The sequence below is a fragment of the Streptomyces sp. NPDC000594 genome, from assembly GCF_040299965.1.
Lineage (GTDB): Bacteria > Actinomycetota > Actinomycetes > Streptomycetales > Streptomycetaceae > Streptomyces.
This window is the reverse complement of sequence record NZ_JBEPCY010000024.1, coordinates 90,087-109,514: the sequence shown is the minus strand read 5'-3', so window position 1 is coordinate 109,514 and position 19,428 is coordinate 90,087. Positions and strand designations below refer to the sequence as shown.

Below are 19,428 nucleotides of genomic sequence, written 5' to 3'. Positions count from 1 at the left end.
AATTCTGCGATTCGGTTGACCCATTGGCAGTCCGATCTCCGAAACGGCTGGATTCGAACACGGTTTCCCTTGCCCCGCACCATCCGCCCGCCCCGCCCCACAGAGGCGTTGGCCTCCCCGTGACCTCGCCCCAGCAGCACTTCTGCCCCCACGGCCCCACGGCACCGAATCGCGGCCGACGACCGGTGAGCCCCCTCACCCGCCCGTGCACGGCAAAGGCCCACAGCATCTTCCGGCCACCGGCTCGGCCCCACGCCCGGTCCCACGCCCGGTCCCGCCATGCCGGTGCCGGGAAGGTCATGACCGGCCGGTGGGTCGTTCTCGCGGAAGGTGGTGCTGCGCCACAGTGGCGAAACATGCAGGTCAACCCCGGTTCGAGGGGCGATTGTCAGTGGTGGGTGCAAGACTCGTCCATGCCGGTGGGATCTGTGTCGCACACCGCGGCCGTGGGCCGCCGGACATGTCGAAGGAGCACGGACCATGCTCAGTACTGACTTCACGACAGGCTCCCCCAACTGGCTCGACCTGGGCAGCCCGGAGACGGCCGTGTCCGGGGCGTTCTACGGCGCGGTCTTCGGCTGGGATCTCCGGTCAGCGGGGCCGGACGCCGGGGGATACGGCTTCTTCCAGAAGGACGGCAGGACGGTCGCCGCGATCGGCCCGCTCACCGAGGAAGGCGCCTCCCCGGCCTGGACGGTGTATTTCCAGAGCCCCGACGCCGAGGCCACCGCCAAGGCCGTCGAGCAGGCCGGCGGCCGGGTGCGGGTCGCGCCCACCGATGTCATGGAGGCCGGAAGGCTCGCCGCCTTCACCGACGCGCAGGGCGCCGAGTTCGCCGTCTGGCAGCCCGCCGGCACCAGCGGCCTGGAGACCGCCGGTGAGCCGCACACCCTGTGGTGGGTCGAGCTGAGCACCACCGACCGGCTGGTTGCCTACGCCTTCTACCAGGAGGTCTTCGGCTGGCGTAAGCAGGATATGGAGATCCCCGGGATGACGTACACCGTGGTCTCCGCCGCCGAAGGGGATCTGGAGGATGCCTCCTTCGGCGGTATCGCCGAGGAGGGGGACGACCGGCCGGGCTGGTTCCCCTATTTCGACACCGCCGACGTCGACGCCCTGGTGTCACTGGCGCAGGAGAACGGCGGATCCGTGCTGATGCCCGCCGCCGATGTGCCCGAGGTCGGCCGGATCGCCTGGCTCGCCGATCCTCACGGAGCCGCGTTCGCGGTCATCAAGCCGATACCTCCGGCGTCCTCCTGACCGCACCGGACCGGCCGGGCGCCGAGTAGCGCGCGGCCGGGCCCGGAGCGCGTCCGTCCCCCGTGCCGCCCCGGTGTTCCGCGCCGCACGGGACCCGTCAGGCCCGGGGTGCCGCTCGGACCAGCTGGGCGAGGTGGACCGCCGCGTCGCGGAGCGGGGTGTCGTCGGCGGTGACACGGCTGAGGAGTTCGGCGCCCTCCAGCATGCTGATGACCGTCCCGGCGAGGGGGCGCGCCGCGGCCGGTGCGATGCCGCTCTCCGTGAGCTTGGCCGTGACGAGATCCCGCCAGTCGGTGAGGGCCCGGGTCGCCGCTTCCTGGAGGCCGGGGACGCGGCCGACGGTCTCCAGGGCGGTGACCGCGACCGGGCAGCCGTCGCTCCACTCCGACCGTTTGAGGTCCTCCGCCAGCAGCAGGGCACAGGCGGCCGTGGCCTCGGCCGGGTCCGCGGCCGAGGCGAGGCCCCTCGCGAGCAGGTCGCCGAACTCGTGCGCGCCGTGGTGCATCGCCTCGATCGCCAGCTCCTCCTTGCCCCCCGGGAAGAAGTGGTAGACGGAGCTGGGTGACGCCTGCGCGGCGCCCGCGATGCGCTTGACCGAGGTGCTCTCGTACCCCTGCTGCTGAAGCAGCGCGGCCGTGGCCCGGATGATCCGGCGGCGGGTGTCGGTGTCGGACGAGCGGTCGCGCGATGAGGTGGCTGCCATGGCCCCGAGTCTACTGGTTGGAACGTTCGATCCAAAGTTGTCGTATGCTCTGGATCGAACGTTCCAACCAGAGTGATGGATGGGTATCGATGAGAGCAGCAGCACCGGCCTCCTCATGGGAGAGCCACCCCGGATACGCCCGTATGTTCGCGCCGGGGGAGCTGACCGTGGGGCTCTTCCTGCCCCTGTGGCCGTACCAGGGCGAGATGGCGGCGATGCGCGGCCAGACGGAGATCGTCCAGCGGGCCGAGGGCGCCGGGTTCGCCGCCGCCTGGGTACGGGACGTGCCCCTGGCCGACCCGGGCTTCGGCGACGTGGGGCAGGTGTACGACCCGTGGACCGCCCTGACCTGGCTCGCCGCACACACCTCCCGGATCAGCCTGGCGTCCGGCAGCGTGATCCTTCCGCTGCGGCACCCCATTGACCTGGCCAAACAGGCGGCTTCCGTGGACCACCTCAGCGGTGGACGGCTGGTGCTCGGAGTGGCCTCCGGCGACCGGCCGGTGGAGTTCCCCGCGTACGGACTGGACCACGGTGCGCGCGGGGCCCGCTACCGGGAGGTGGTCGATTCCTTCCGCGGGCTGCTGGGGGAGGAGCGGCCCGGTGGTGCGAGCCTGCTGCCGAAGCCGGTGCACGGCCGGATCCCCCTCCTGGTCACCGGCTCCTCCCAGCAGTCCCCGCTCTGGATCGCCGAGCACGCCGACGGCTGGCTGGTCTACCCCGGCGCCACCGCGACCCCGGAGGGCCCCCGGGCGCTCGGGGACCGGATCGGCGCATGGCGTGACCTGATCCCCGGCGGGGAGTTCCGCCCGGTCGCGACCAATGAATGGATCGACCTGCACGAGGACCCGGGCCATCCGCCCACCCCGCTGCGCGGCGGCTTTGTCCTGCGTACGGGTAGCCGAGGGCTGCTCGAACTGCTCGGCCGCTGGAAGGCGGCCGGGGTCAACCACGCCGCACTCGGAGTCCAGCACGGCAGACGGCCCGCGGCGGAGGTCGTGGCGCAACTCGCCGAAGAGGTCGTACCGCACTTCCCCGCCCTGGCCTCCCCCGCACCGCTGGCTCCCGCGTGGTGACCCCCCTGTGCCCCGTGGCACCCGGTGCTCCCGGCGGCGGGGCGGAGGCCGGGGAGTTCCGCGAAGCCATGCGTCTCTGGGCGACGGGCGTCGCGGTCGTCACCACCCAGAGCCCCGAGGGCCCGCACGGGATGACCCTCAACTCCTTGCTGTCGGTGTCGCTCGATCCGCCCACCCTGCTGATCTCCCTCAAGCGGGGCAGCCGCACCGCGGAGGTCATCCGGCGGACCGGCCGCTTCACCGTCAATGTCCTCGCCGCGGGGCAACACGCCCTCGCCGACCGCTTCACACAGCGCCGGGTCTTCGGCGCCGAGGAGTTCACGGGCGTAGGCCACCGGCCGTCCCCCGACGGCGGAGGGCCGGAGTTGGAAGGGGCCGCTGTCGTTCTGACATGCCGTACGACCCAGTGCGTCGAGGTCGCCGACCACACCCTGATCGTCGCCAGGGTCACCACCGCCCACCGGCCGTCCGCCGGTGACTCCCGTGGGCCACTCCTCTATGTGGACCGGGGCTACCGCGCCCTCACCGAACAGGACGCCGCTGCGGGGAACGTCCCCGGCCCCTCCCGCCGGCCCACCGAGCGCTGACCCGACCCGCGCGGGTCGCCGACCGTGCCCCTGGGCCTTGCCGTCGCGAGCTGCCGTGGCCGTTCACGCGGGCTTCGCGTAGTCGCCGTACCCGGTCCAGTCGATCGTGACGCAGGGTTCGTCACCCACCACCCAGGCGTCGTGCCCGGGTGTGATCGCGATGAAGTCGCCCGGTCCGGCCTCGGCGCTCTCCCCGTCGTCCATGACGATCTTGATGCGGCCGCTCACCACATAGCCGGTGTGGGCCGACTGACAGCTGTCGGTCCCCGCCAGTGGTTTGACATGGTCCGACCAGCGCCAGCCGGGTTCGAAGACGGCCCGGCCGACGGGGCCGTCGGCCGTATTCAGCAGATCCAGCCGGCCTTTGCCCGCTTCGAACGGTCGGGTCTCGTCGGCGGTGTCGAAATTGCGGATCAGCAGCCCGGCCATGGTCAATCGCCTCCCGGACAGGAGCGGCCCCGAGTCCGTCTACCAGCCTAGTCCGGTGCCCGGGGAAGGCCCAGGGGTTCCGGACCGCACCGCGACGGTGCGGTCCGGAGCCCGGAGCCGGTGACGGCGTCCGGCCGGGGTCGGCTACCAGGAGGACTTCGTCACCCCGGGAAGGAACCCGGCGTGGGCCTGTCCGCGCATGCGCACGCGGGACAGGCCGAACCTGCGCAGATACCCACGGGGACGTCCGTCCACGCTGTCCCGGTTGCGCACCCGGGTCGCGCTGGCGTCGCGCGGCTGACGGCGCAGTTCCGCCAGGGCGGCCTGTCGTTCGGCGCCGGTGGACGACGGCCGTCGGATGATCTCCTTCAGCTCGGCCCGCCGGGCGGCGTACCGCGCGACGGTCGCCTTGCGCCGCTCGTTCTGCGCGATCTTGCTCGCCTTGGCCATCAGGCCTTCCCCCCTCGCGCCCGGATGCGGGCGACCGCGGCCTCGATGCCGATGGCGTCGATCGTCCTGATCGCCTTGGTGCTGAGCGTCAGGCGCACATGCCTGCCCTCGCTCGGCAGCCAGTACCGCTTGCGCTGGACATTCGGGTCGAAACGGCGCGAGGTGCGCCGGTGCGAGTGGGAGATGGTGTTGCCGAAGCCGGGCTTGGCGCCGGTCAGTTGGCAGTGTGCGGACACCCGGTGACCTGCCTCTCCAGGAGTGGACGGTTATCGTTAATGGAAATCATTGTCATATAGTAGCGTCCATGGCTCGCAACGAGATACGGCCGATCATCAAGCTCCGGTCCACCGCCGGCACCGGCTACACCTATGTCACCCGCAAGAACCGCCGGAACGACCCCGACCGCCTGGTCCTGCGCAAGTTCGACCCCATCGCCCGCCGGCACGTCGACTTCCGCGAGGAGCGCTGACCCCGGCCCCGCCCGAAGAAACCGGACCAGAACACCGGATCAGAGCACCGGAACCGGACACCGGAACAGAACAGAAGGAGTACGTCATGAAGCCCGACATCCATCCGCCCTACGGACCCGTCGTCTTCCGCGACAAGGCCGCCGGCTCCGCTTTCCTCACCCGCTCGACCATGACGAGCCACCGGACGATCGAGTGGGAGGACGGCAACACCTACCCCGTTGTCGACGTCGAGATCTCCGACGTCAGCCACCCCTTCTACACCGGCACCGCCCGCGTCATGGACACCGCCGGCCGGGTGGAGCGGTTCGAGCGCCGCTACGGCCGCCCCGAGGCCCGGTGATGGAGGGCACCGCACGGCTGCCGGTCGTGATCGTCGCCGGGCTGCACTCCCACGCCCGCCGGCGAACCGTCGACGGCCTGCTGCGCTCCGTACCCGACAGCGTCGGCCTCCACCACGACCTGGCGACCGCCCGCGACGGAACCGTACGGCGCGTGATCAGCGACGCCTCGGGACGGATCGCGTACGGCGACACCCCACTCGTCAACGGCTGCGCCTGCTGCGCCCTGCGCGAGGACCTCGTACCCGAACTGGAACGGCTCGCGTCCGAGGGGACGACCCGGCTCGCCGTTGTCGAACTGTGGGACTCCGTGGAGCCCCGCTCCATGGCCGAGGTGATCGCCGCCCATGCCGGCGAGATGGTGGAACTGGCCAATGTCGTCACCGCCGTCGATCCCTCGCTGGTCCTGCCGTATCTCGCCAACGGCGATGATCTGGCCGAGGCCGGACTCGCCGTGGCCGGGAGCGATCAGCGCACCATCGGTGACACCTGGGCCCGTCAGTTGGAGTACGCGCCCGTCCTGGCCCTGGTGGACGGCGAGGACGCCGACGACCAGGACCGGGCACTGCTCGACCAGCTCCATCCGACAGCCCGGAAGGCGGCCGCCGGCTCGGCGGAGCTGGCCCGGCTGGTCTTCGCCGGCTTCGATGTGGACGCGGCCGCCGCCGCCCAGCATCCGGCCTGCGCCCTGTTGCCCCAGGAGAGCGACGACGCCGGTGTCGCCACCTTCGTCTGGCACAGCCACCGCCCCTTTCACCCGGAGCGGCTGTATCAGGCGCTGGAGGAGCTGTGCTGTGCGGCGGCGCGCAGCCGTGGCCGGTTCTGGCTCGCGGACCGCCCGGACACCCTGCTCGCATGGGACGCGGCCGGTGGTGCGCTGTGCGTGGAGAGCGCCGGACCATGGCTGGCCGCCCTGCCGGAGGCCGCCTGGGAACTGGTGCCGCCGGTGCGGCGGGCCGCGGCCGCGCTGGACTGGCACCCCGAGCACGGTGACCGTTGCCAGCATCTGGTCTTCACCTCTCCCGGCCTCGACCGGGCGGGCGTCGAGGGCGTCCTGGAGTGCTGCCTGCTCACCGATGCGGAGTACGCCGCCGGTCCGGAGGCGTGGCAGCGCCTCCCCGCCGCCTTCGACGCCCTGCTCGGCTCCGCTGTCTGACTCCCGTGCCCTAAAGGCGTATGAGTCCCGCGAGCCCTGCCCGAATATCCCTCCCGCGCGTCCCGCCCCCGATGCGGGTCCGCGTTCCCCGTTACGAGGAAGGTCCCATGCCCCGCCGTTCCGAGTCCCGCAGGCCCGTCGCACCCCGCCCCAACCCCCTTGACGCGGCCGGGATCACCTTCATCGACTAGAAGGACACCGATCTGCTGCGAAAGTTCGTCTCCGACCGGGGAAAGATCCGCAGCCGGCGGATCACCCGGGTGACCGTGCGGCAGCAGCGGCGGATCGCCGCAGCGATCAAGAACGCCCGGGAGATGGCGCTCCTGCCCTACGCGAGCCGTTAGCTGTAGGACTCCCGGCCGGTGCCGCCGCCAGGGGTGGCGGTGCCGGCCACCGCCCCGGCGGACGGCGCCGCCCGCTTCTCCCGGGCGCCTCCGGGGCGAGTTCCGGGTGTTGATCGGGCGCCGATGGACAAACCCGGCGAACGGTCGCCCCGGGGGCGAACGTCTCGTCATCATGGAGGGCGAAGCGGACCGTCTCCGGCACCCGAGGAGCGTTGAGGTGGGGGAAGAAGAGGAGAGCGGCGGCGTCCGGGCGCTGCGGACCTGGGCCGGTGAGGCCATCGCCCGGGCGAAGGCGCTGCTGCCGGAACCGGGCACGGTCGCGGAGAACTCCCGCGCCCATGGCGCATCGGTCGGCGAACTCGAAGCGCTCTCGCATCTGTTGGACCACGACCCGGAGCTGCGCGGCTCGGTGACCCTCTGGCTCGGCGGCGCGCTCACCCTGCGCCATGGCATCGGGGGTGGCGCACCCGGGGACCGGGAGCGGGCGCATGCTCTGCTCCGGGAGGTACGGGACCCCGCGACGAGGACCGGAGCCACGGCCTCCGTCGAGGACCGGCGGTGGGCCGCGCTGTTCCTGTTGATGCAGGTGATGCCGTTCCAGGACATGCCCGGTGGGCTCGCGCCGCAGCCCGACACGACCGCTCTGTTCGACAGGATGATGGGGGAGGTGACCACCCTCGCGGCCGAGGTGCGGGAGTGGGTGGCCGACGCGGCCGAGCTGCCGCTGCCGGAGAACCTGAAGGATCTGCCGAAGCTTCGCGACCTCTGGGCCCACCCCACGGTCGACGGGATCGCCGATCTGCTCACGGACCTCGTACCGGACGACGACGGTCCATACGCCGCGGAGTGGCGTTCGATGATCAACTGGCTGAGGAGCAGGGTGAGTGGTTTCAACCCGCCCGGTGCCGCCCCGGATTCCCCAGGTCGGGCCGACGCCAGCGCCCAGGACACCCCGGACGTCCTTCCCGGCGGTGCCGTGTTCCGCGACCCTGACCTCTTCCGTCGGCTCATCGCCGCGAAGCAGGCCGCCGACACCGCGATCGCCGCTCTCGGCGGGTCACTCGAAGGTGATGGCCGCTGCCGTCAACAGACAGCTCGGACAGTTGCGCGCCGCGTTGGACGGCCTGCCGGAGAACGTGCCCGACGGCTGGCCGGACCGGGTCACTCTTGAAGCGCTCATGACCTTTCTCGTCAGTCTGAGCGAAGGCGCGGGTGGTACCTTTCAGGACTACGTACTCGCTGTCGCCCACAGGAAGAAGGTCAGCGACTACGTGCGGCGCACGTCGCAGAGCTCGATCCATCTGGCCGACGGCTTCGCGATCCTGGCGGAGAGCATGGACCTGTTGACGGAGATCCGCAGCGCTTTCCACGCCGCGGACGAGGAGCGGATCCACAGCCTCCTGGGGGAGGCTGAGCGCCAGGCCGAAGCCGCCGCCGCAGAAACCGACTTCCACTTCTTCACCCTCGCCGTCCGAGCCTGGGCCCGGCTCGTGCTCGGCTGTCTCACCATGGAGAAGGACCAGATCCTGCGGGGCTACACGGAGCTGGAGGAGGCCAGGGCGGCCATGAGGAAGAGCAGTCTCCCGGTCGGGGACAAGATGCTCGGGCTCGCGGATCCCGGAGAGATGGCGATCAGGCGTGCCTTCCTCACCGGCGATGCCACGGCCCTGCCGGCCCGGGAGTTACCGCCGGCCGACGCCCCCGCCGGTCGGCTGCGCACCGCCGCGAACCTGCTGGGCATGCGCTACCACCTCACGGAGGATCCGGCGGATCTCGATGCCGCCATCACCACGCTGGAACGGCTCCGCGAACACATCCGGCAGGGCCGGGCCCCGTTCCGGGCCGCCGCGCACCTGGCGTCGCTCGCCAGCCACTACCACGTCCGCTGGCACCGGGGGCGGAGCCGGTCCGACGCCGACGCTGCCACCGGCACGGCGAACGAGGCTCTGGCGATACTCGCCTCCGACGTTCTCATCCAGGACGGCGTCGAGCACCGCCTGATGGCCGCCCGCGAAGGCGCGTCCCTCGCCGTCCAGGCCGCCCTGTGGGAGGGCGAACACGGGAGCGTGGACGACCTGGTCGCTGCCCTGGAGCTGGGCAGGGCCATGGTGTTGCGGGCCGCGGCCACCTCCCGGGCCGTACCGGATTTGCTGGAGGAGCGCGGCCGTCCCGAACTCGCCGCCGCCTGGCGGAGGTCCGGAGCCGTCGACAGCGGCGAGCTGCCCGCCGAACTGCCCAGCACCCTGCGCCGACAGGCCCTGGAAGCCCTCGGCTACCGGGAGCGGGGCGGTCTGTTCAGCACCCCCACCCCGTGCGAATTGGCCAACGGCGTGGGCGAGGCCGGTGCGGACGCGCTGATCTATCTGGTCCCCGGGCTCAAGGGCGATGCCCCGGGCATGGTGCTGGCCCTGGGACCCGAGATCGGATTCGGCGGCGGCTCGCTCTCCATACTCTCCCATGAGGAAAGCGCCCCTCTGGAGCGCTACCTCGACGCGGCCAACGCCCGCTCCCCAGGTGATGCCGACGGGGAACGGGCCTGGGAGGAAGCCCTGTCCGACCTCTGCGACTGGGCGTACGAGGTCTTCGTCCCCATCCTGGCCGGGCTGGCGGAACACCTCCCCGGCGATGCGGCCGACCGCCGGACGCCCAGGGTCGTCCTGGTCCCCTGCGGCCGTCTCGGGATCGTGCCCTGGCACGCCGCCCGATTCCCCGAGGGAGCCCCGTACGAGTACCTCTGCCAGGCCCTGGTGATCAGCTACGCGGCCTCCGGCGGCGAGTTCCTGCGTACGGTGAAACGCGCGCCCCGCGATCCGGTCTCGGCCCCGGCGATGGTGGCCGACCCGGGCCTCTCGCTGACCTATGCCGAGCTGGAGGTCATGGAGCTGCGCGACACCTACTACCCGGGGGCGCGGCTGTACGGCGAGTTCACCGGCCTTCCGCCCGGCTCGGTCCCGGCCGGCACCCCCGACGAGCTGCTGGCTCTGCTCGCCCAGGACCACTCGATGGTCCATCTGGCCACCCATGGCATGGCGGGGACCCGGCCGACGGAATCGGCCCTGTACCTCGCCCCCGACGCCCCCGACGCCTCCGACGAGGGGACCGGCCTGCTCACCGTGACCAGGCTCCTCGACCGGCCCCGGCCCGCCGAACAGGACGACCCACCGGACGGACCGCTGATCGTCCTGAGCGCCTGCGACCACGACGAGGCCCTGACCCTCACCACGGCATTCGTCGCAGGCGGCGCCCGTGATGTCGTGGGGTCGCGATGGACCACCCAGGACTCCGCGTCGATGCTGCTGATGGCGGTCTTCCACCACCATCTGCGGGCCGGGCTCGGCCCCGTCGACGCGCTGCGGGCCGCGCAGCTGTGGATGCTCGACCCGGGCCGGAAGGATCCGGGCCGTCTGGGCGAGCGATTACGGGGGGACATCGGCCGCCCCGACCTCCGGCGGCCCGCCATCTGGGCCGCGTTCATCCATCAGGGCCACCCCGGCAGGGGAGAGGAGACCGTATGACCCCGGGTGAGGACAGTGGGATGAGGCTGCTCGGCCTCATCGACGAACATCGCGACAGCCTGCGCGCCCAGCTGACCGATGAGCAGTATGGACTTCTGCTCACCCAGCTGCGCGCGCTCGCCGACGCCCCGCCGGACGACTCCAGATCCGTACGCCGGGCCTTCCAGGCGGTACGGATCTGCCTGACGTCGCTCCCGTTCGGCCATCCGGTCCGGGAGGCGCTGGACTCCGTGCGGCTCGCCGGTGCGGCGTCCGTCGGTGTGCCGGTGGCCCCGAGGGCACGGGATCTGCTGGCCCGGCTCACGGTCGTGCCGTCCCTGCCCCCAGAGCCCCCGGAAACCTCGGCCATCATCGCCGCCGTCAAGAGCAGACTCCGCCGGGCACCCGCCTTCCCGGCCGCCGAGGTGCTCGCCCGGTACCGGGGTACGGCGCCACCGCCCGAGCTGATCCGGTTCGCCGATCCCGACCACGGCGACCGCTACCCGGAGTTCCAGTTCGAGCCCGGCGGCGGAGCCCCGTACCGGGTCGTCCTGGAGGTCAACCGGGTGCTGCTCGCCGACGCGGACCCCTGGGGAGCCGCCGACTGGTGGCTGAGCGGCAACGCCTGGCTGGGCGGGGGGCCGCCCGCCGGCCTGCTCGGCATCCGGCCGGACCGCGACCTGGTGGGCGCGGTCGTCGCGCTGGTGGAGGGGGACTGATGGACGGGAAAACCCTGCGGCCCTTCCCGTACCGCTTCCGGCCGCACTGGGAGATCCTGCCTGCGGGCACCCAGCTGTGGCGGATGCACTCGTCCCGGTACGCCGCCGGGGAGTTCAAGCCGTTCCACCCGGACGACCCCGCGCCCGGCCGGTTCCACGGCACGCCGGAGGACCCGTACCCCAGTCTGTACGCGGCGACCGACCCGGAGACCGCGCTCGCCGAGACGCTGCTGCGGTCGCTCCCCATCGACCGGGGGACCGGTATGCGACTGGTCCCGCGGCGGTCGGTGCTGGGCAGGTCGCTGAATGTGGTGCGGACCCGGTGCGAGCTGAGACTTGTCTCGCTGTGCTCCGGGGCGGCCCTCGCGGCCGTCTGCAACTCCCCTGAACTGCTGGAGAGCGAGGGGCCCGAGCACTATGCGCGTACCCGGCTCTGGGCGCGGGAGCTACGGGCCGAGGCGCCCGGAGCCATGGGGATGATCTGGGGTTCGAAACGCAATCCGTCACGGTACGCCGTGGTGCTCTTCGGTGACCGTCTCGCGGACCACGCGGGCGGGCCGCTCGAAGCACTCCCGTACCGCAGCATTCCGGATCTCGGCTCCCCGGAGGGCATCAAGGAGGCCAACCAGCTTCTGGAGCCGCTCCGTTCGGCGATCGACGTACCGCTTCACGGCTGAGGGGTGGGGACCCGGCGCGGACAGTTGCCGCGGGCGGTCCCCACCCCTGGTCACCTCACCGTACGCACCGCTGCTCCGGGTCCGTCCGGCACGGCCCGTCGGACGTGGGTACGGACGCGGGTACGGGCCCGGTGGACCGGTCAGATACCGGCGATGGACTGGATCCAGGGCCGGTACGCGGTCACATTGGTGTAGGCGGTGATGGTCTGCCGGTCGCTGGTGGAGGCGACGCCGACCTGGATGCCGTTGAGGTTCATCGGGCCGCCCGAGTCGCCGCCCGCGGTGATGCCGTCGCCCCGGCGGGCGCAGATCGCGGAGCCGTTGTAGGCGTCGCGGCAGCCGCCGGAGACGACGACATTGGCGACCTTCAGATAGCGGGACTGGCAGTTGATCTCGGCGCCGCACTGGGAGGTGGCGCCCCAGCCGTACACCTGTACGGTCTGGCCCACGGCGACCGAACCCGGCTGCCCCAACCGGGCGTAGGTCGCCTGGACCGAGCGGTCGAGTCTGACCAGGGAGAGGTCGGAGGAGGCGTGGTTGTAGACGGCGGAGGCGTTGGCCACCGTGCCGCCGCTGGTCTGGTCGAGGCTGCCGATACGGAACGACAGTCCGCCGCCGCTGACGCAGTGCCTCGCGGTGAGGATCCAGGTGGGCGCGATGATCGACGCGCTACAGGTCTGCCGGCCGTTGGAGAACAGCCGGGCCGCCCAAGGGGCGTTGCTCGCGAAGCCTCCGCCGATGATGGGCCGGGCCTTGCTGCCGGCCGCGCCGGTCGCGCTTGCCGTGCCTGCCGTGCCTGCCGTGGCATAGGGTGCGCTCTCCGCGGCCGGCGCCGGTGCCTGGGCCGAGGCGGTGGGGGCGAGAGCGACTACGGAGAGTGCGGCGGTCGCGAGGGCGGGTATGAGTCGGGTGAGACGCACGTGGTCTTCTCCATCATGTGGGGGTGGAGTCCTGCGGGGATGCGCAGGAAGCCAGGGACACACCAGGGGTGCTTGTTGCGTCCATGACACATGTGACTGCGGAGAATCTGGCAGACGCCGTGCTCCGGGCACAAGGGGTTGACGGAGCCGACTTGTGCGAAGGTCGATCAAGCGCGCGCCGGGACGGCGGTCGGCCGTCCCGGCGCGGGTATGCCGGAGAGGTGCCCCGACGGCTCAGGCTCCCGTGGTGGATCCGGGTCTGACGATCATCAGGACGGTGACGACGGCCCAGAGCAGATTGAAGATGCCCGTGAGCATCGCCAGCCGGGCTCCGGCACGCTCGTCCAGCGCCACGGAGCCGGGGCCCGCCGCCGTCCCGACCGCGTTCAGCGCGTCCTCCTGACGTGGCAGCAGCACTCCGACGAGGATGGCGGCGGCGATGCCCGTGAGCACCATGGAGGTGATCAGCCAGGCGCTGCCCAGGACGCCGAGGCTCTGTCCGGTGGCGAAGCCGAAGACGGGCACCGCGATGCCCACGCCCGCGTACACCCGGCAGATCCGGTGCAGCGTCCGCAGCGTCGCCAGAGGTTCGGGTGCCCCGGGGTCGGCCTGCACCTGGCGCAGCACATTCGGGAACATGCTCGCGGCGACGGTGACGGGCCCGATGGCGACGATCGCCGCCAGGACATGGAGCGAGAGAAAGAACTTGGTCACAGAAGGCACTCCGGTCGGCGGGGCGGTGCCGTCGCGGGAGCGCCGTTGACGGCCGACCCGCCCGCGATGAGCGCCTCAAGGGGCCCGGGGGCACCCGGGGGTTCGGACACGTCGAGGAGAACCGCCTGTGCCGGCATGCCGCACCGCTCCTGGTCTTGTCTGTCGTGGGAGAGCGAACGCCGCACAAGCTATGCGACCGCGGACCGGTGCGAGCAGTGGCAAAAGTGCCCCGTACCACTGGATTCTGGCCAGGGGTTCGTGTTCCCCGAACGGTGCGACGGGGACGGGGTCGGGGGGGCTCAGGGCCGGCGCGGGGATTTCCCGTCGGCCGCGGCCGCCGCCCTTCTCGCGCGGGTCCGGTTTCCCGTACGGGTCCGGCTTCTCGCGCGGGCCCGGCCGAGGTACCAGGTGCCCAGGGCCACCAGGACGGCCGTGCCGAACGCGTACGCCGGCAGCCAGAGGGTCGTGGTGGCCGAAAGACAGTCGGCGACGGCCTCATGGGCCCTGGCCTCCTGTGCGTGGGTCAGGGCGGCTCGGTCGCGGTCCGCCAGATCCGCCAGGGCGGCCTCGGCCTGGAGGGCCTCGTACCGGCCCACATCGGGACAGGCCTGCCGGGTGTCGGGCATCGGGAACAGCCAGGCCGTGCGCTGGAGTACGGGCGCCAGCGCGATGGCCACGCAGAGGCCGATGACGAGGGAGAACGCGATCAGATTCCGCAGGTACGCGGAGCCGGGGCCGGGGGTCCAGGCCGGCAGCCGGTAGAAGGAGAAGACCACCGCGAGCAGGGTCACTCCGATGTAGCCGGCGAACCACTGCCAGGAACCCTGGGCGAGTGCGGCGGCCAGTACGGCGGCGAGCGCGATGCCGATGACTCCGGGCTGGCCGGGAGTCTCCTGGCCGGTGCCGGTGCCGGTGCCGGTGCCGGTGCCGGTGCCCGTTTCCGTGCCGATGTCCGTGTCCGTGCCCGTGGTCGGCGATGGCCGGGCGCCCTGAGGGTCGGGCCGGGCGTCCTGGGGGCTGGGGCGGTCGTCCATGGCCTCTCCCGCGTGGTTCGGAGGCCATCAGCATCCGGGCTCGGCGCGTTCCGGCGGGGCGCCATGCCGGACCGGCCCGGCGGCCCCGCCCGGTTGGCGGGGCCGCCGGGTGTCGGTACCCCCATCGACTAGATACCCCCCATGGGTATTTGACGGTCGGTCGGGAGGGAGGTTAATCTCGCGTCAGACGGATACCCCGCCGGGGTATCGGAGAGGGGAAACAGTGATGACTGGGACGAACTGGCACCTCAAGGGCGAGTGGTTCGACGTGTGCAGCTGCTCGATGCCCTGTCCTTGCACCTTCGCGCAGGCTCCGACGGGTGGGGCCTGCCGGTTCACGCTGGTCTGGCAGATCCATGAGGGGCACTTCGGGGAGGTGCGCCTGGACGGTCTCGGCGTGGTGGCACTCGGGGAGTTCGGCGGGAACATGTGGGTGGGGGACCCCGACGCCACGATGAAGGCGATGTTCTACATCGACGAGAAGGGGACCCAGGAGCAGCGGGACGCGCTGGAGGAGATCTTCCGGGGCAATGTCGGGGGGTGGCCGGGTACCTTCGGCTCACTGATCAGCGAGGTGCGCGCGGTGGAGTACGCGCCGATCCGCTTCGAGGCCGCGCCGGATCTCGCGTACTGGCGCGCGACCGTGTCCGACAAGGTGAGTGTGGGGGCCACGGCGCTGACCGGCCCCACCGCGGACCCCACCCGCCGGGTGCAGCTGATCAACGCTCCCGGGGCGGAGGTGGGGCCCGGCCAGGTCGCGACCTGGGGGGTGGTGAGCGAGGACCGCGCCGAGGGCTTCGACTTCTCCGGTGAGTACCGCGGCGGGTCCAGCAAGCACTTCCCGTTCGACTGGCGTCCGGAGGCGTAGAACGGAAGGGCCGGTGGGCGCGCCGGGGGACGGCGCGCCCACCGGGGCCGTACGGGTCAGGAAGCCGTGGCCGGGGCGGGCAGGGGGGTCGCCAGCCGGCCCAGCATCCCCGCGACCAGGGCGGTCTGGGCCGGGACGGTGTCGGGGTGGATGAACTCGCCCCGGGCGTGGGCGCCGTCGCCGACCGCGCCCATGCCGCACAGGACGGGCAGCCCGAGGGCGGCGACGAAGTTGGCGTCGCTGGCGCCCCCGACGGCCGCGTCCCGCAGGCCCTCGCGGCCCTGCTCACGGGCGACCTCACGGGCGAGGTCGAGCAGGGGGAGGGAGGCGGCGCTGAGGGTCATCGGCGGACGGTTCCAGGCGTGGTCGATCTCGACGCGGACCCGGGGGTCGCTGACCTGGATGGCGTCCATCTCCCGGTCGACACGGGCCTGTTCGGCCGGGCTGCTGATCCGGATGTCGAGACCGGCGGTGGCCCGCCCGGCGACGACATTGATGGCGGAACCGCCCGTGATCAGCCCGGCGTTGACGGTGGTGCCGTTCTCGGGGGCGGCGACGGCGGCGGCGGCGATCACGAACTCGGAGAGTGCGGTGATCGCGCTCGCCCCGTCCTGCGGCGCGAGCCCGGCGTGCGCCTCGACACCGGTGACCGTGACCTGGAAGACCCCGGACCCCTTGCGGGCGGTCTTCACCGCGCCCTGGGCGGAGGGCTCAAGCACCAGGGTGGCGTCGACCGTCCGCGCGACCTGCTCGATCACCGGCCGTGAGGAGAGGGAGCCGATCTCCTCGTCGCCGTTGAAGAGGAAGGTGACGGTGGGCGTCGGCGCCCCGCTCTCCCGGGCCAGCCACAGCGCCCAGATGCCCTGGATCAGGCCCGCCTTCATATCGAAGATCCCCGGCCCGCTGAGCACGGGCCGGCCGTCGTCGCCGGGCTGCCGCCCCTCCCACCCCGCGAGGGTGCCGGTCGGCCACACGGTGTCGTAGTGGCCGACGAGCGCGACATGCCCCGGGCCACTGCCGGTGTAGGTCAGGGTGAGGGTGTCACCGCACTCGCCACCGGGATGGCGCCGCTCCTGGTCGGGCGGGCCGAGCCGGTCGACGGTCAGCTCGCGCAGCAGATCCAGCCCTGCCGCGAGACCGGGCAGGTCGTAGCTGTTGGTCTCCTGGCCGACGAGTCGCAGGATGTCGGCCACGATCTGTGACGACACCTCCTGGGCGCGGGCGGTGAGGGCGGCTGCGGGCGATGTGGTCATGGTCTGCTCTCTCGTACGAGGTCAGCGGGTGGGCTCTCCGGCCGGCGGGGGTGGGCCGGCGGCGGAGGAGATGGATCGGCGGTGTACGGGGTGGATCGGCGGTGTACGGGGTGGATCGGCGGCGTACGGGGGGATCGGCGCCGGACCGGCTTGGATCGGCGGTGTACGGGGGCAGCGGTGGACGGGGTGGGTCAGCTGATGCCGAAGGGGATGCCGAGCAGGTACCAGGCCACGAAGAACGCCATCCAGGCCACCCAGACAACGGCGGCGATCGGGATGGTGAACGAGGCCAGCGTGCCGATCCCGGCGGACTTGCGGTACTGCTGGATGAAGCCCAGGGCCATCACGAAGTACGGACTCATCGGGGTCACACAGTTGGTGACCGAGTCGGCGACACGGTAGACGGCCTGGGTGGTCTCCGGCTCGATGCCGATGAGCATCAGCATCGGGACGAGGACCGGCGCGGCCAGCGCCCACAGCGCGGAGCCGCTGGTGATGACCAGATTCATGAAGGTGATCAGCACCGCGATGCCGACCAGCACGGTCCAGCCCTGCATATCCAGGGAGCGCAGGGTCTCGGCGCCCTTGACGGCGAGGATGTCGCCGATGTTCGTCCACTTGAAGTAGGCGAGGAACTGGGAGATCGCGAAGAACAGGACCAGGATCGGCGCCATCGACCGGGTGCCGTCGATCATCGCGTCGATGATGTCCCGGGGCGCGGTGAAGGTGCCGGCGAGCCGCCCGTAGACCGTACCGAGCAGGGCGAAGAAGAGGCCCAGGACCAGCGCCATGCCGCCGATCACCGGGGAGTTGACGATGCCGCCGCCCTCGCCGCGCAGCGGTGAGCCGGTGGGAACCATGGCCAGCACCAGGAACACGGCGAAGCCGAGGGCGACCAGCCCGGTGACCCGCAGCGCGCGCTGCTGCTCCCCGGTGACCTCGATCGCCTCCCGCTCCTCGGCGGTCGGTGCGGAGACCGGCTCGTCCGGCTCCAGGTCCGTGCGCCGGATGAGGACCTTGTCCACGACGAGCGTGATCACCAGGGCCACCAGGACCGAGGAGCCGACCCCGAAGAAGTAGTTGGCCACCGGGGTGACGACATAGTCCGCGTCGATGGTGTGGGCGGCGGTGGTGGAGATGGACGACAGCAGGACGTCGGTGGTGGTGAGCGACGGAGAGGCGTTGTAACCGGCGGAGATCGAGACATAGGCGACGATACAGCCGAGCACCGGGCTGCGGCCCGCCGCGCGGAAGATCAGCGCGCCGATCGGGATGAGGGTGAAGTAGGCGGCGTCCCCCGCGACATGGCTGACCATGGCCGTCATCGACAGGGCGAAGGTGAGGTACTTGCCCGGCACCCGCGCGACCATGCGGCGGAGCAGGGCGGAGAAGAGTCCGCTCTTCTCGGCGACGACGATGCCGAACATCACGGTGAGGATGGTCGCCAGCGGCGGGAAGGCCGCGAAGTTGTCGACGGCCCCCTCGATGGCCATGGTGAGCCCGGCCTGGCTGAGCAGGCTCTCCACCGTGATGGTCTCGCGGGTACCGGGGTGCACGGCGCTCACGTCCGCCGCCGCCAGTGCGGCGCTGAGGACGGCGACGACCCCCGCGAGGATCCAGAACAGCCAGAACGGGTGGGGGAGTTTGTTGCCGACCCGCTCGATCGCGGCGAATCCCCGGAACGCGGCGCGCAGCGCTCTGGACTCCGGCTCGCTCGGCGGAGTCTGGACGGAGGTGACACTCATCGGTACCTCTTCGGTGACAGGAAGGATGTTCCTGCGAAGAATGGCATCTGAGTGAGAGATTCTCTAGTCTCTGGAGGTAACGGTGGGATTAACCAGCGGGCTAAGGTAGGGCTCCATGACCCGTCCTCTCCTCGACGAGCTCGACCGGCGCCTCATCGGCGCGCTGCATCTGGCACCCCGGGGCACCTGGGACGACATCGGCGGAATCCTGGCCGCCGACGCCAGTACGCTGAAACGCCGATTCGACCGGCTGCGCGAGGCGCGGATGATCCGGGTGATCGGGCAGGCCGACTGGGGGATCCACTCCACGGCGATGCCGGTCCATGTCTTCCTGGACATCACCGGCGACACCCCGCTCGCCGTCCTCCAGCGGCTGAGGGACCTGCCGCATGTCCAGCTGCTGGCGCAGATCTCCGGCGACTATCCCCTCTATGCCGTGGTCCACGCCCCGTCCGAGGCCGCCACCAGCCGGGCGATCGACCGAATGTTCTCCATCCCGGGCGTCCGCCGGGTCAACGCCCTGCCCGCCCTGAGCACCCTGCGCCGGGGCATCACCTGGGACCCCCAGTTCCTCACCGGCGCCGAGCGCGACGAGCTGCTGAAGCTCACGGGTACCCGGCCCGGCGCCACCGCCACCGCGACCAACACACCGCCCGGCAAGCCGCTGAGCGAGGCGGAGCGCACCGTCGTCGCCGAGCTGATCCAGGACAGTCGCGCATCGGCCGCGGGCATCGCCAGGACCGCCGGTCTGGCCACCTCCACCGCCCATCGGGTCGTCCGCCGGATCCTGGACGAGGGATGGGTCCGGCCGCGGCTGGAGATCGTCTCGGAGTGGCTGGGCTTCCAGACGCCCTTCATGCTCCGGCTGCGGGTGGCCCCGGGCGAGACCCCCGAGGTCATGCGGCGCATCGACCAGCTGCCGCAGACCCGGCTCGTCGCCCATGTCGCCAGCGAGATGTCCGTCCTCGCCACCGCGCTGGTCACCGACCGGGCCGCCGTGGCGCTCTTCATCGACAACGAGCTGGCCGAGATCCCCGGGATCCTCGCCGTCAGCGTCGATGTGATGCTGGTCGAGCCGCGCCGCTACTGGGTCGACCGGGACCAGACCTCCGGCCTCGGCACCTTCCACGCGCCGACGCTGCTCTGACCTGCACCGGCACCGGCAGCAGCGGCACCGGCACCGGCAGGGGT

At 71.6% G+C, this 19,428-nt stretch carries 21 protein-coding genes and 1 pseudogene; 13 read left to right on the top strand and 9 right to left on the bottom strand.

Annotated features, from left to right (window positions below; translation table 11 throughout):
* Positions 1 to 480 precede the first annotated feature (480 nt).
* Entirely contained in the window at positions 481 to 1,260 is a 780-nt protein-coding gene (locus tag ABT354_RS27140; RefSeq protein WP_351498407.1) for a VOC family protein, read from the top strand.
* Between the two features lie 97 nt (positions 1,261 to 1,357).
* Here ABT354_RS27140 and ABT354_RS27135 read toward each other — a convergent pair whose 3' ends face one another.
* Positions 1,358 to 1,963, bottom strand: coding sequence for a TetR/AcrR family transcriptional regulator (locus ABT354_RS27135; RefSeq protein WP_351498405.1), 606 nt, complete (start codon positions 1,961 to 1,963; stop codon positions 1,358 to 1,360).
* 89 nt (positions 1,964 to 2,052) lie between these two features.
* Here ABT354_RS27135 and ABT354_RS27130 point away from each other — a divergent pair, with 89 nt between their 5' ends.
* Together ABT354_RS27130 and ABT354_RS27125 are read left to right on the top strand one after the other, a co-directional pair.
* Positions 2,053 to 3,039: an LLM class oxidoreductase gene (locus tag ABT354_RS27130; RefSeq protein WP_351498403.1), complete on the top strand. Its 987-nt coding sequence runs from the start codon at positions 2,053 to 2,055 to the stop codon at positions 3,037 to 3,039.
* 14 nt (positions 3,040 to 3,053) lie between these two features.
* Complete coding sequence (locus tag ABT354_RS27125) at positions 3,054 to 3,626, top strand: flavin reductase family protein (RefSeq protein WP_351498401.1); 573 nt, start codon at positions 3,054 to 3,056, stop codon at positions 3,624 to 3,626.
* Positions 3,627 to 3,689: 63 nt separating this feature from the next.
* Here the strand turns inward: ABT354_RS27125 and ABT354_RS27120 are convergent, their stop codons facing one another.
* The 3 genes from ABT354_RS27120 to rpmB all read right to left on the bottom strand — a co-directional run bounded on the left by ABT354_RS27120 (position 3,690) and on the right by rpmB (position 4,741).
* Positions 3,690 to 4,055 carry a cupin domain-containing protein gene (locus tag ABT354_RS27120; RefSeq protein WP_351498399.1) on the bottom strand — a complete coding sequence of 122 codons (366 nt, stop codon included), beginning with the start codon at positions 4,053 to 4,055 and terminating at the stop codon, positions 3,690 to 3,692.
* 144 nt (positions 4,056 to 4,199) lie between these two features.
* Positions 4,200 to 4,505 (bottom strand): 30S ribosomal protein S14, encoded by a 306-nt coding sequence (gene rpsN, locus ABT354_RS27115; protein ID WP_351498397.1) that lies wholly within the window; start codon positions 4,503 to 4,505, stop codon positions 4,200 to 4,202.
* Positions 4,505 to 4,741: a 50S ribosomal protein L28 gene (gene rpmB, locus ABT354_RS27110; protein ID WP_351498395.1), complete on the bottom strand. Its 237-nt coding sequence runs from the start codon at positions 4,739 to 4,741 to the stop codon at positions 4,505 to 4,507. The genes rpsN and rpmB overlap by 1 nt, the downstream gene beginning before the upstream one ends.
* Positions 4,742 to 4,809: 68 nt before the next feature.
* Here rpmB and rpmG point away from each other — a divergent pair, with 68 nt between their 5' ends.
* The 8 genes and pseudogenes from rpmG to ABT354_RS27070 all read left to right on the top strand — a co-directional run bounded on the left by rpmG (position 4,810) and on the right by ABT354_RS27070 (position 11,703).
* On the top strand, positions 4,810 to 4,974 hold the full coding sequence (gene rpmG / locus ABT354_RS27105; RefSeq protein WP_351498393.1) for a 50S ribosomal protein L33: 165 nt from the start codon (positions 4,810 to 4,812) through the stop codon (positions 4,972 to 4,974).
* Between the two features lie 86 nt (positions 4,975 to 5,060).
* A complete protein-coding gene (locus ABT354_RS27100) occupies positions 5,061 to 5,315 on the top strand; it encodes a type B 50S ribosomal protein L31 (RefSeq protein WP_351498391.1) in 255 nt (84 codons plus the stop codon).
* A complete protein-coding gene (locus tag ABT354_RS27095) occupies positions 5,315 to 6,469 on the top strand; it encodes a CobW family GTP-binding protein (protein ID WP_351498389.1) in 1,155 nt (384 codons plus the stop codon). Before ABT354_RS27100 ends, ABT354_RS27095 begins: the two co-directional genes overlap by 1 nt.
* 107 nt (positions 6,470 to 6,576) lie before the next feature.
* Positions 6,577 to 6,813, top strand: a pseudogene (gene rpsR, locus ABT354_RS27090) (30S ribosomal protein S18).
* 217 nt (positions 6,814 to 7,030) lie between these two features.
* Entirely contained in the window at positions 7,031 to 7,984 is a 954-nt protein-coding gene (locus tag ABT354_RS27085) for a hypothetical protein (protein ID WP_351498387.1), read from the top strand.
* Complete coding sequence (locus ABT354_RS27080; RefSeq protein ID WP_351498385.1) at positions 7,884 to 10,328, top strand: CHAT domain-containing protein; 2,445 nt, start codon at positions 7,884 to 7,886, stop codon at positions 10,326 to 10,328. The genes ABT354_RS27085 and ABT354_RS27080 overlap by 101 nt, the downstream gene beginning before the upstream one ends.
* Complete coding sequence (locus ABT354_RS27075; protein WP_351498382.1) at positions 10,325 to 11,026, top strand: hypothetical protein; 702 nt, start codon at positions 10,325 to 10,327, stop codon at positions 11,024 to 11,026. The genes ABT354_RS27080 and ABT354_RS27075 overlap by 4 nt, the downstream gene beginning before the upstream one ends.
* Positions 11,026 to 11,703 carry an RES family NAD+ phosphorylase gene (locus ABT354_RS27070; protein WP_351498380.1) on the top strand — a complete coding sequence of 226 codons (678 nt, stop codon included), beginning with the start codon at positions 11,026 to 11,028 and terminating at the stop codon, positions 11,701 to 11,703. Before ABT354_RS27075 ends, ABT354_RS27070 begins: the two co-directional genes overlap by 1 nt.
* Positions 11,704 to 11,843: 140 nt before the next feature.
* Here the strand turns inward: ABT354_RS27070 and ABT354_RS27065 are convergent, their stop codons facing one another.
* The 3 genes from ABT354_RS27065 to ABT354_RS27055 form a co-directional block, all read right to left on the bottom strand.
* A complete protein-coding gene (locus ABT354_RS27065) occupies positions 11,844 to 12,623 on the bottom strand; it encodes a S1 family peptidase (protein ID WP_351498378.1) in 780 nt (259 codons plus the stop codon).
* Between the two features lie 234 nt (positions 12,624 to 12,857).
* Positions 12,858 to 13,337, bottom strand: coding sequence for a hypothetical protein (locus tag ABT354_RS27060; protein ID WP_351498376.1), 480 nt, complete (start codon positions 13,335 to 13,337; stop codon positions 12,858 to 12,860).
* Between the two features lie 299 nt (positions 13,338 to 13,636).
* On the bottom strand, positions 13,637 to 14,371 hold the full coding sequence (locus tag ABT354_RS27055) for a hypothetical protein (protein WP_351498373.1): 735 nt from the start codon (positions 14,369 to 14,371) through the stop codon (positions 13,637 to 13,639).
* Between the two features lie 226 nt (positions 14,372 to 14,597).
* On the opposite strand from ABT354_RS27055, the gene ABT354_RS27050 reads away from it, so the two are divergent.
* Entirely contained in the window at positions 14,598 to 15,239 is a 642-nt protein-coding gene (locus ABT354_RS27050; protein ID WP_351498371.1) for a DUF1326 domain-containing protein, read from the top strand.
* A gap of 56 nt (positions 15,240 to 15,295) precedes the next feature.
* On the opposite strand, the gene ABT354_RS27045 is transcribed toward ABT354_RS27050, so the two are convergent.
* Together ABT354_RS27045 and ABT354_RS27040 are read right to left on the bottom strand one after the other, a co-directional pair.
* Positions 15,296 to 16,492 (bottom strand): M20 family metallopeptidase, encoded by a 1,197-nt coding sequence (locus tag ABT354_RS27045; protein ID WP_351498369.1) that lies wholly within the window; start codon positions 16,490 to 16,492, stop codon positions 15,296 to 15,298.
* 191 nt (positions 16,493 to 16,683) lie between these two features.
* The gene (locus tag ABT354_RS27040; RefSeq protein WP_351498367.1) at positions 16,684 to 18,237 is read right to left on the bottom strand and encodes an AbgT family transporter; all 1,554 of its coding nucleotides are present in this window, start codon (positions 18,235 to 18,237) and stop codon (positions 16,684 to 16,686) included.
* A 115-nt stretch (positions 18,238 to 18,352) separates the two neighbouring features.
* Between ABT354_RS27040 and ABT354_RS27035 the strand changes: the two genes are divergently transcribed.
* Positions 18,353 to 19,384: an Lrp/AsnC family transcriptional regulator gene (locus ABT354_RS27035; protein ID WP_351498365.1), complete on the top strand. Its 1,032-nt coding sequence runs from the start codon at positions 18,353 to 18,355 to the stop codon at positions 19,382 to 19,384.
* Positions 19,385 to 19,428: the final 44 nt, after the last annotated feature.

Bases quoted from the DNA above. Each gene is read 5' to 3' on its own strand.
- rpmG (WP_351498393.1), top strand. From the start codon at position 4,810: ATGGCTCGCAACGAGATACGGCCGATCATCAAGCTCCGGTCCACCGCC.
- ABT354_RS27100 (WP_351498391.1), top strand. From the start codon at position 5,061: ATGAAGCCCGACATCCATCCGCCCTACGGACCCGTCGTCTTCCGCGAC.
- ABT354_RS27095 (WP_351498389.1), top strand. From the start codon at position 5,315: ATGGAGGGCACCGCACGGCTGCCGGTCGTGATCGTCGCCGGGCTGCAC.
- ABT354_RS27035 (WP_351498365.1), top strand. From the start codon at position 18,353: ATGACCCGTCCTCTCCTCGACGAGCTCGACCGGCGCCTCATCGGCGCG.
- ABT354_RS27135 (WP_351498405.1), bottom strand. From the start codon at position 1,963: ATGGCAGCCACCTCATCGCGCGACCGCTCGTCCGACACCGACACCCGC.
- ABT354_RS27075 (WP_351498382.1), top strand. From the start codon at position 10,325: ATGACCCCGGGTGAGGACAGTGGGATGAGGCTGCTCGGCCTCATCGAC.
- ABT354_RS27070 (WP_351498380.1), top strand. From the start codon at position 11,026: ATGGACGGGAAAACCCTGCGGCCCTTCCCGTACCGCTTCCGGCCGCAC.
- ABT354_RS27130 (WP_351498403.1), top strand. From the start codon at position 2,053: ATGAGAGCAGCAGCACCGGCCTCCTCATGGGAGAGCCACCCCGGATAC.
- ABT354_RS27140 (WP_351498407.1), top strand. From the start codon at position 481: ATGCTCAGTACTGACTTCACGACAGGCTCCCCCAACTGGCTCGACCTG.
- ABT354_RS27120 (WP_351498399.1), bottom strand. From the start codon at position 4,055: ATGGCCGGGCTGCTGATCCGCAATTTCGACACCGCCGACGAGACCCGA.
- ABT354_RS27080 (WP_351498385.1), top strand. From the start codon at position 7,884: ATGGCCGCTGCCGTCAACAGACAGCTCGGACAGTTGCGCGCCGCGTTG.
- ABT354_RS27045 (WP_351498369.1), bottom strand. From the start codon at position 16,492: ATGACCACATCGCCCGCAGCCGCCCTCACCGCCCGCGCCCAGGAGGTG.
- ABT354_RS27040 (WP_351498367.1), bottom strand. From the start codon at position 18,237: ATGAGTGTCACCTCCGTCCAGACTCCGCCGAGCGAGCCGGAGTCCAGA.
- ABT354_RS27050 (WP_351498371.1), top strand. From the start codon at position 14,598: ATGACTGGGACGAACTGGCACCTCAAGGGCGAGTGGTTCGACGTGTGC.
- rpsN (WP_351498397.1), bottom strand. From the start codon at position 4,505: ATGGCCAAGGCGAGCAAGATCGCGCAGAACGAGCGGCGCAAGGCGACC.
- ABT354_RS27055 (WP_351498373.1), bottom strand. From the start codon at position 14,371: ATGGACGACCGCCCCAGCCCCCAGGACGCCCGGCCCGACCCTCAGGGC.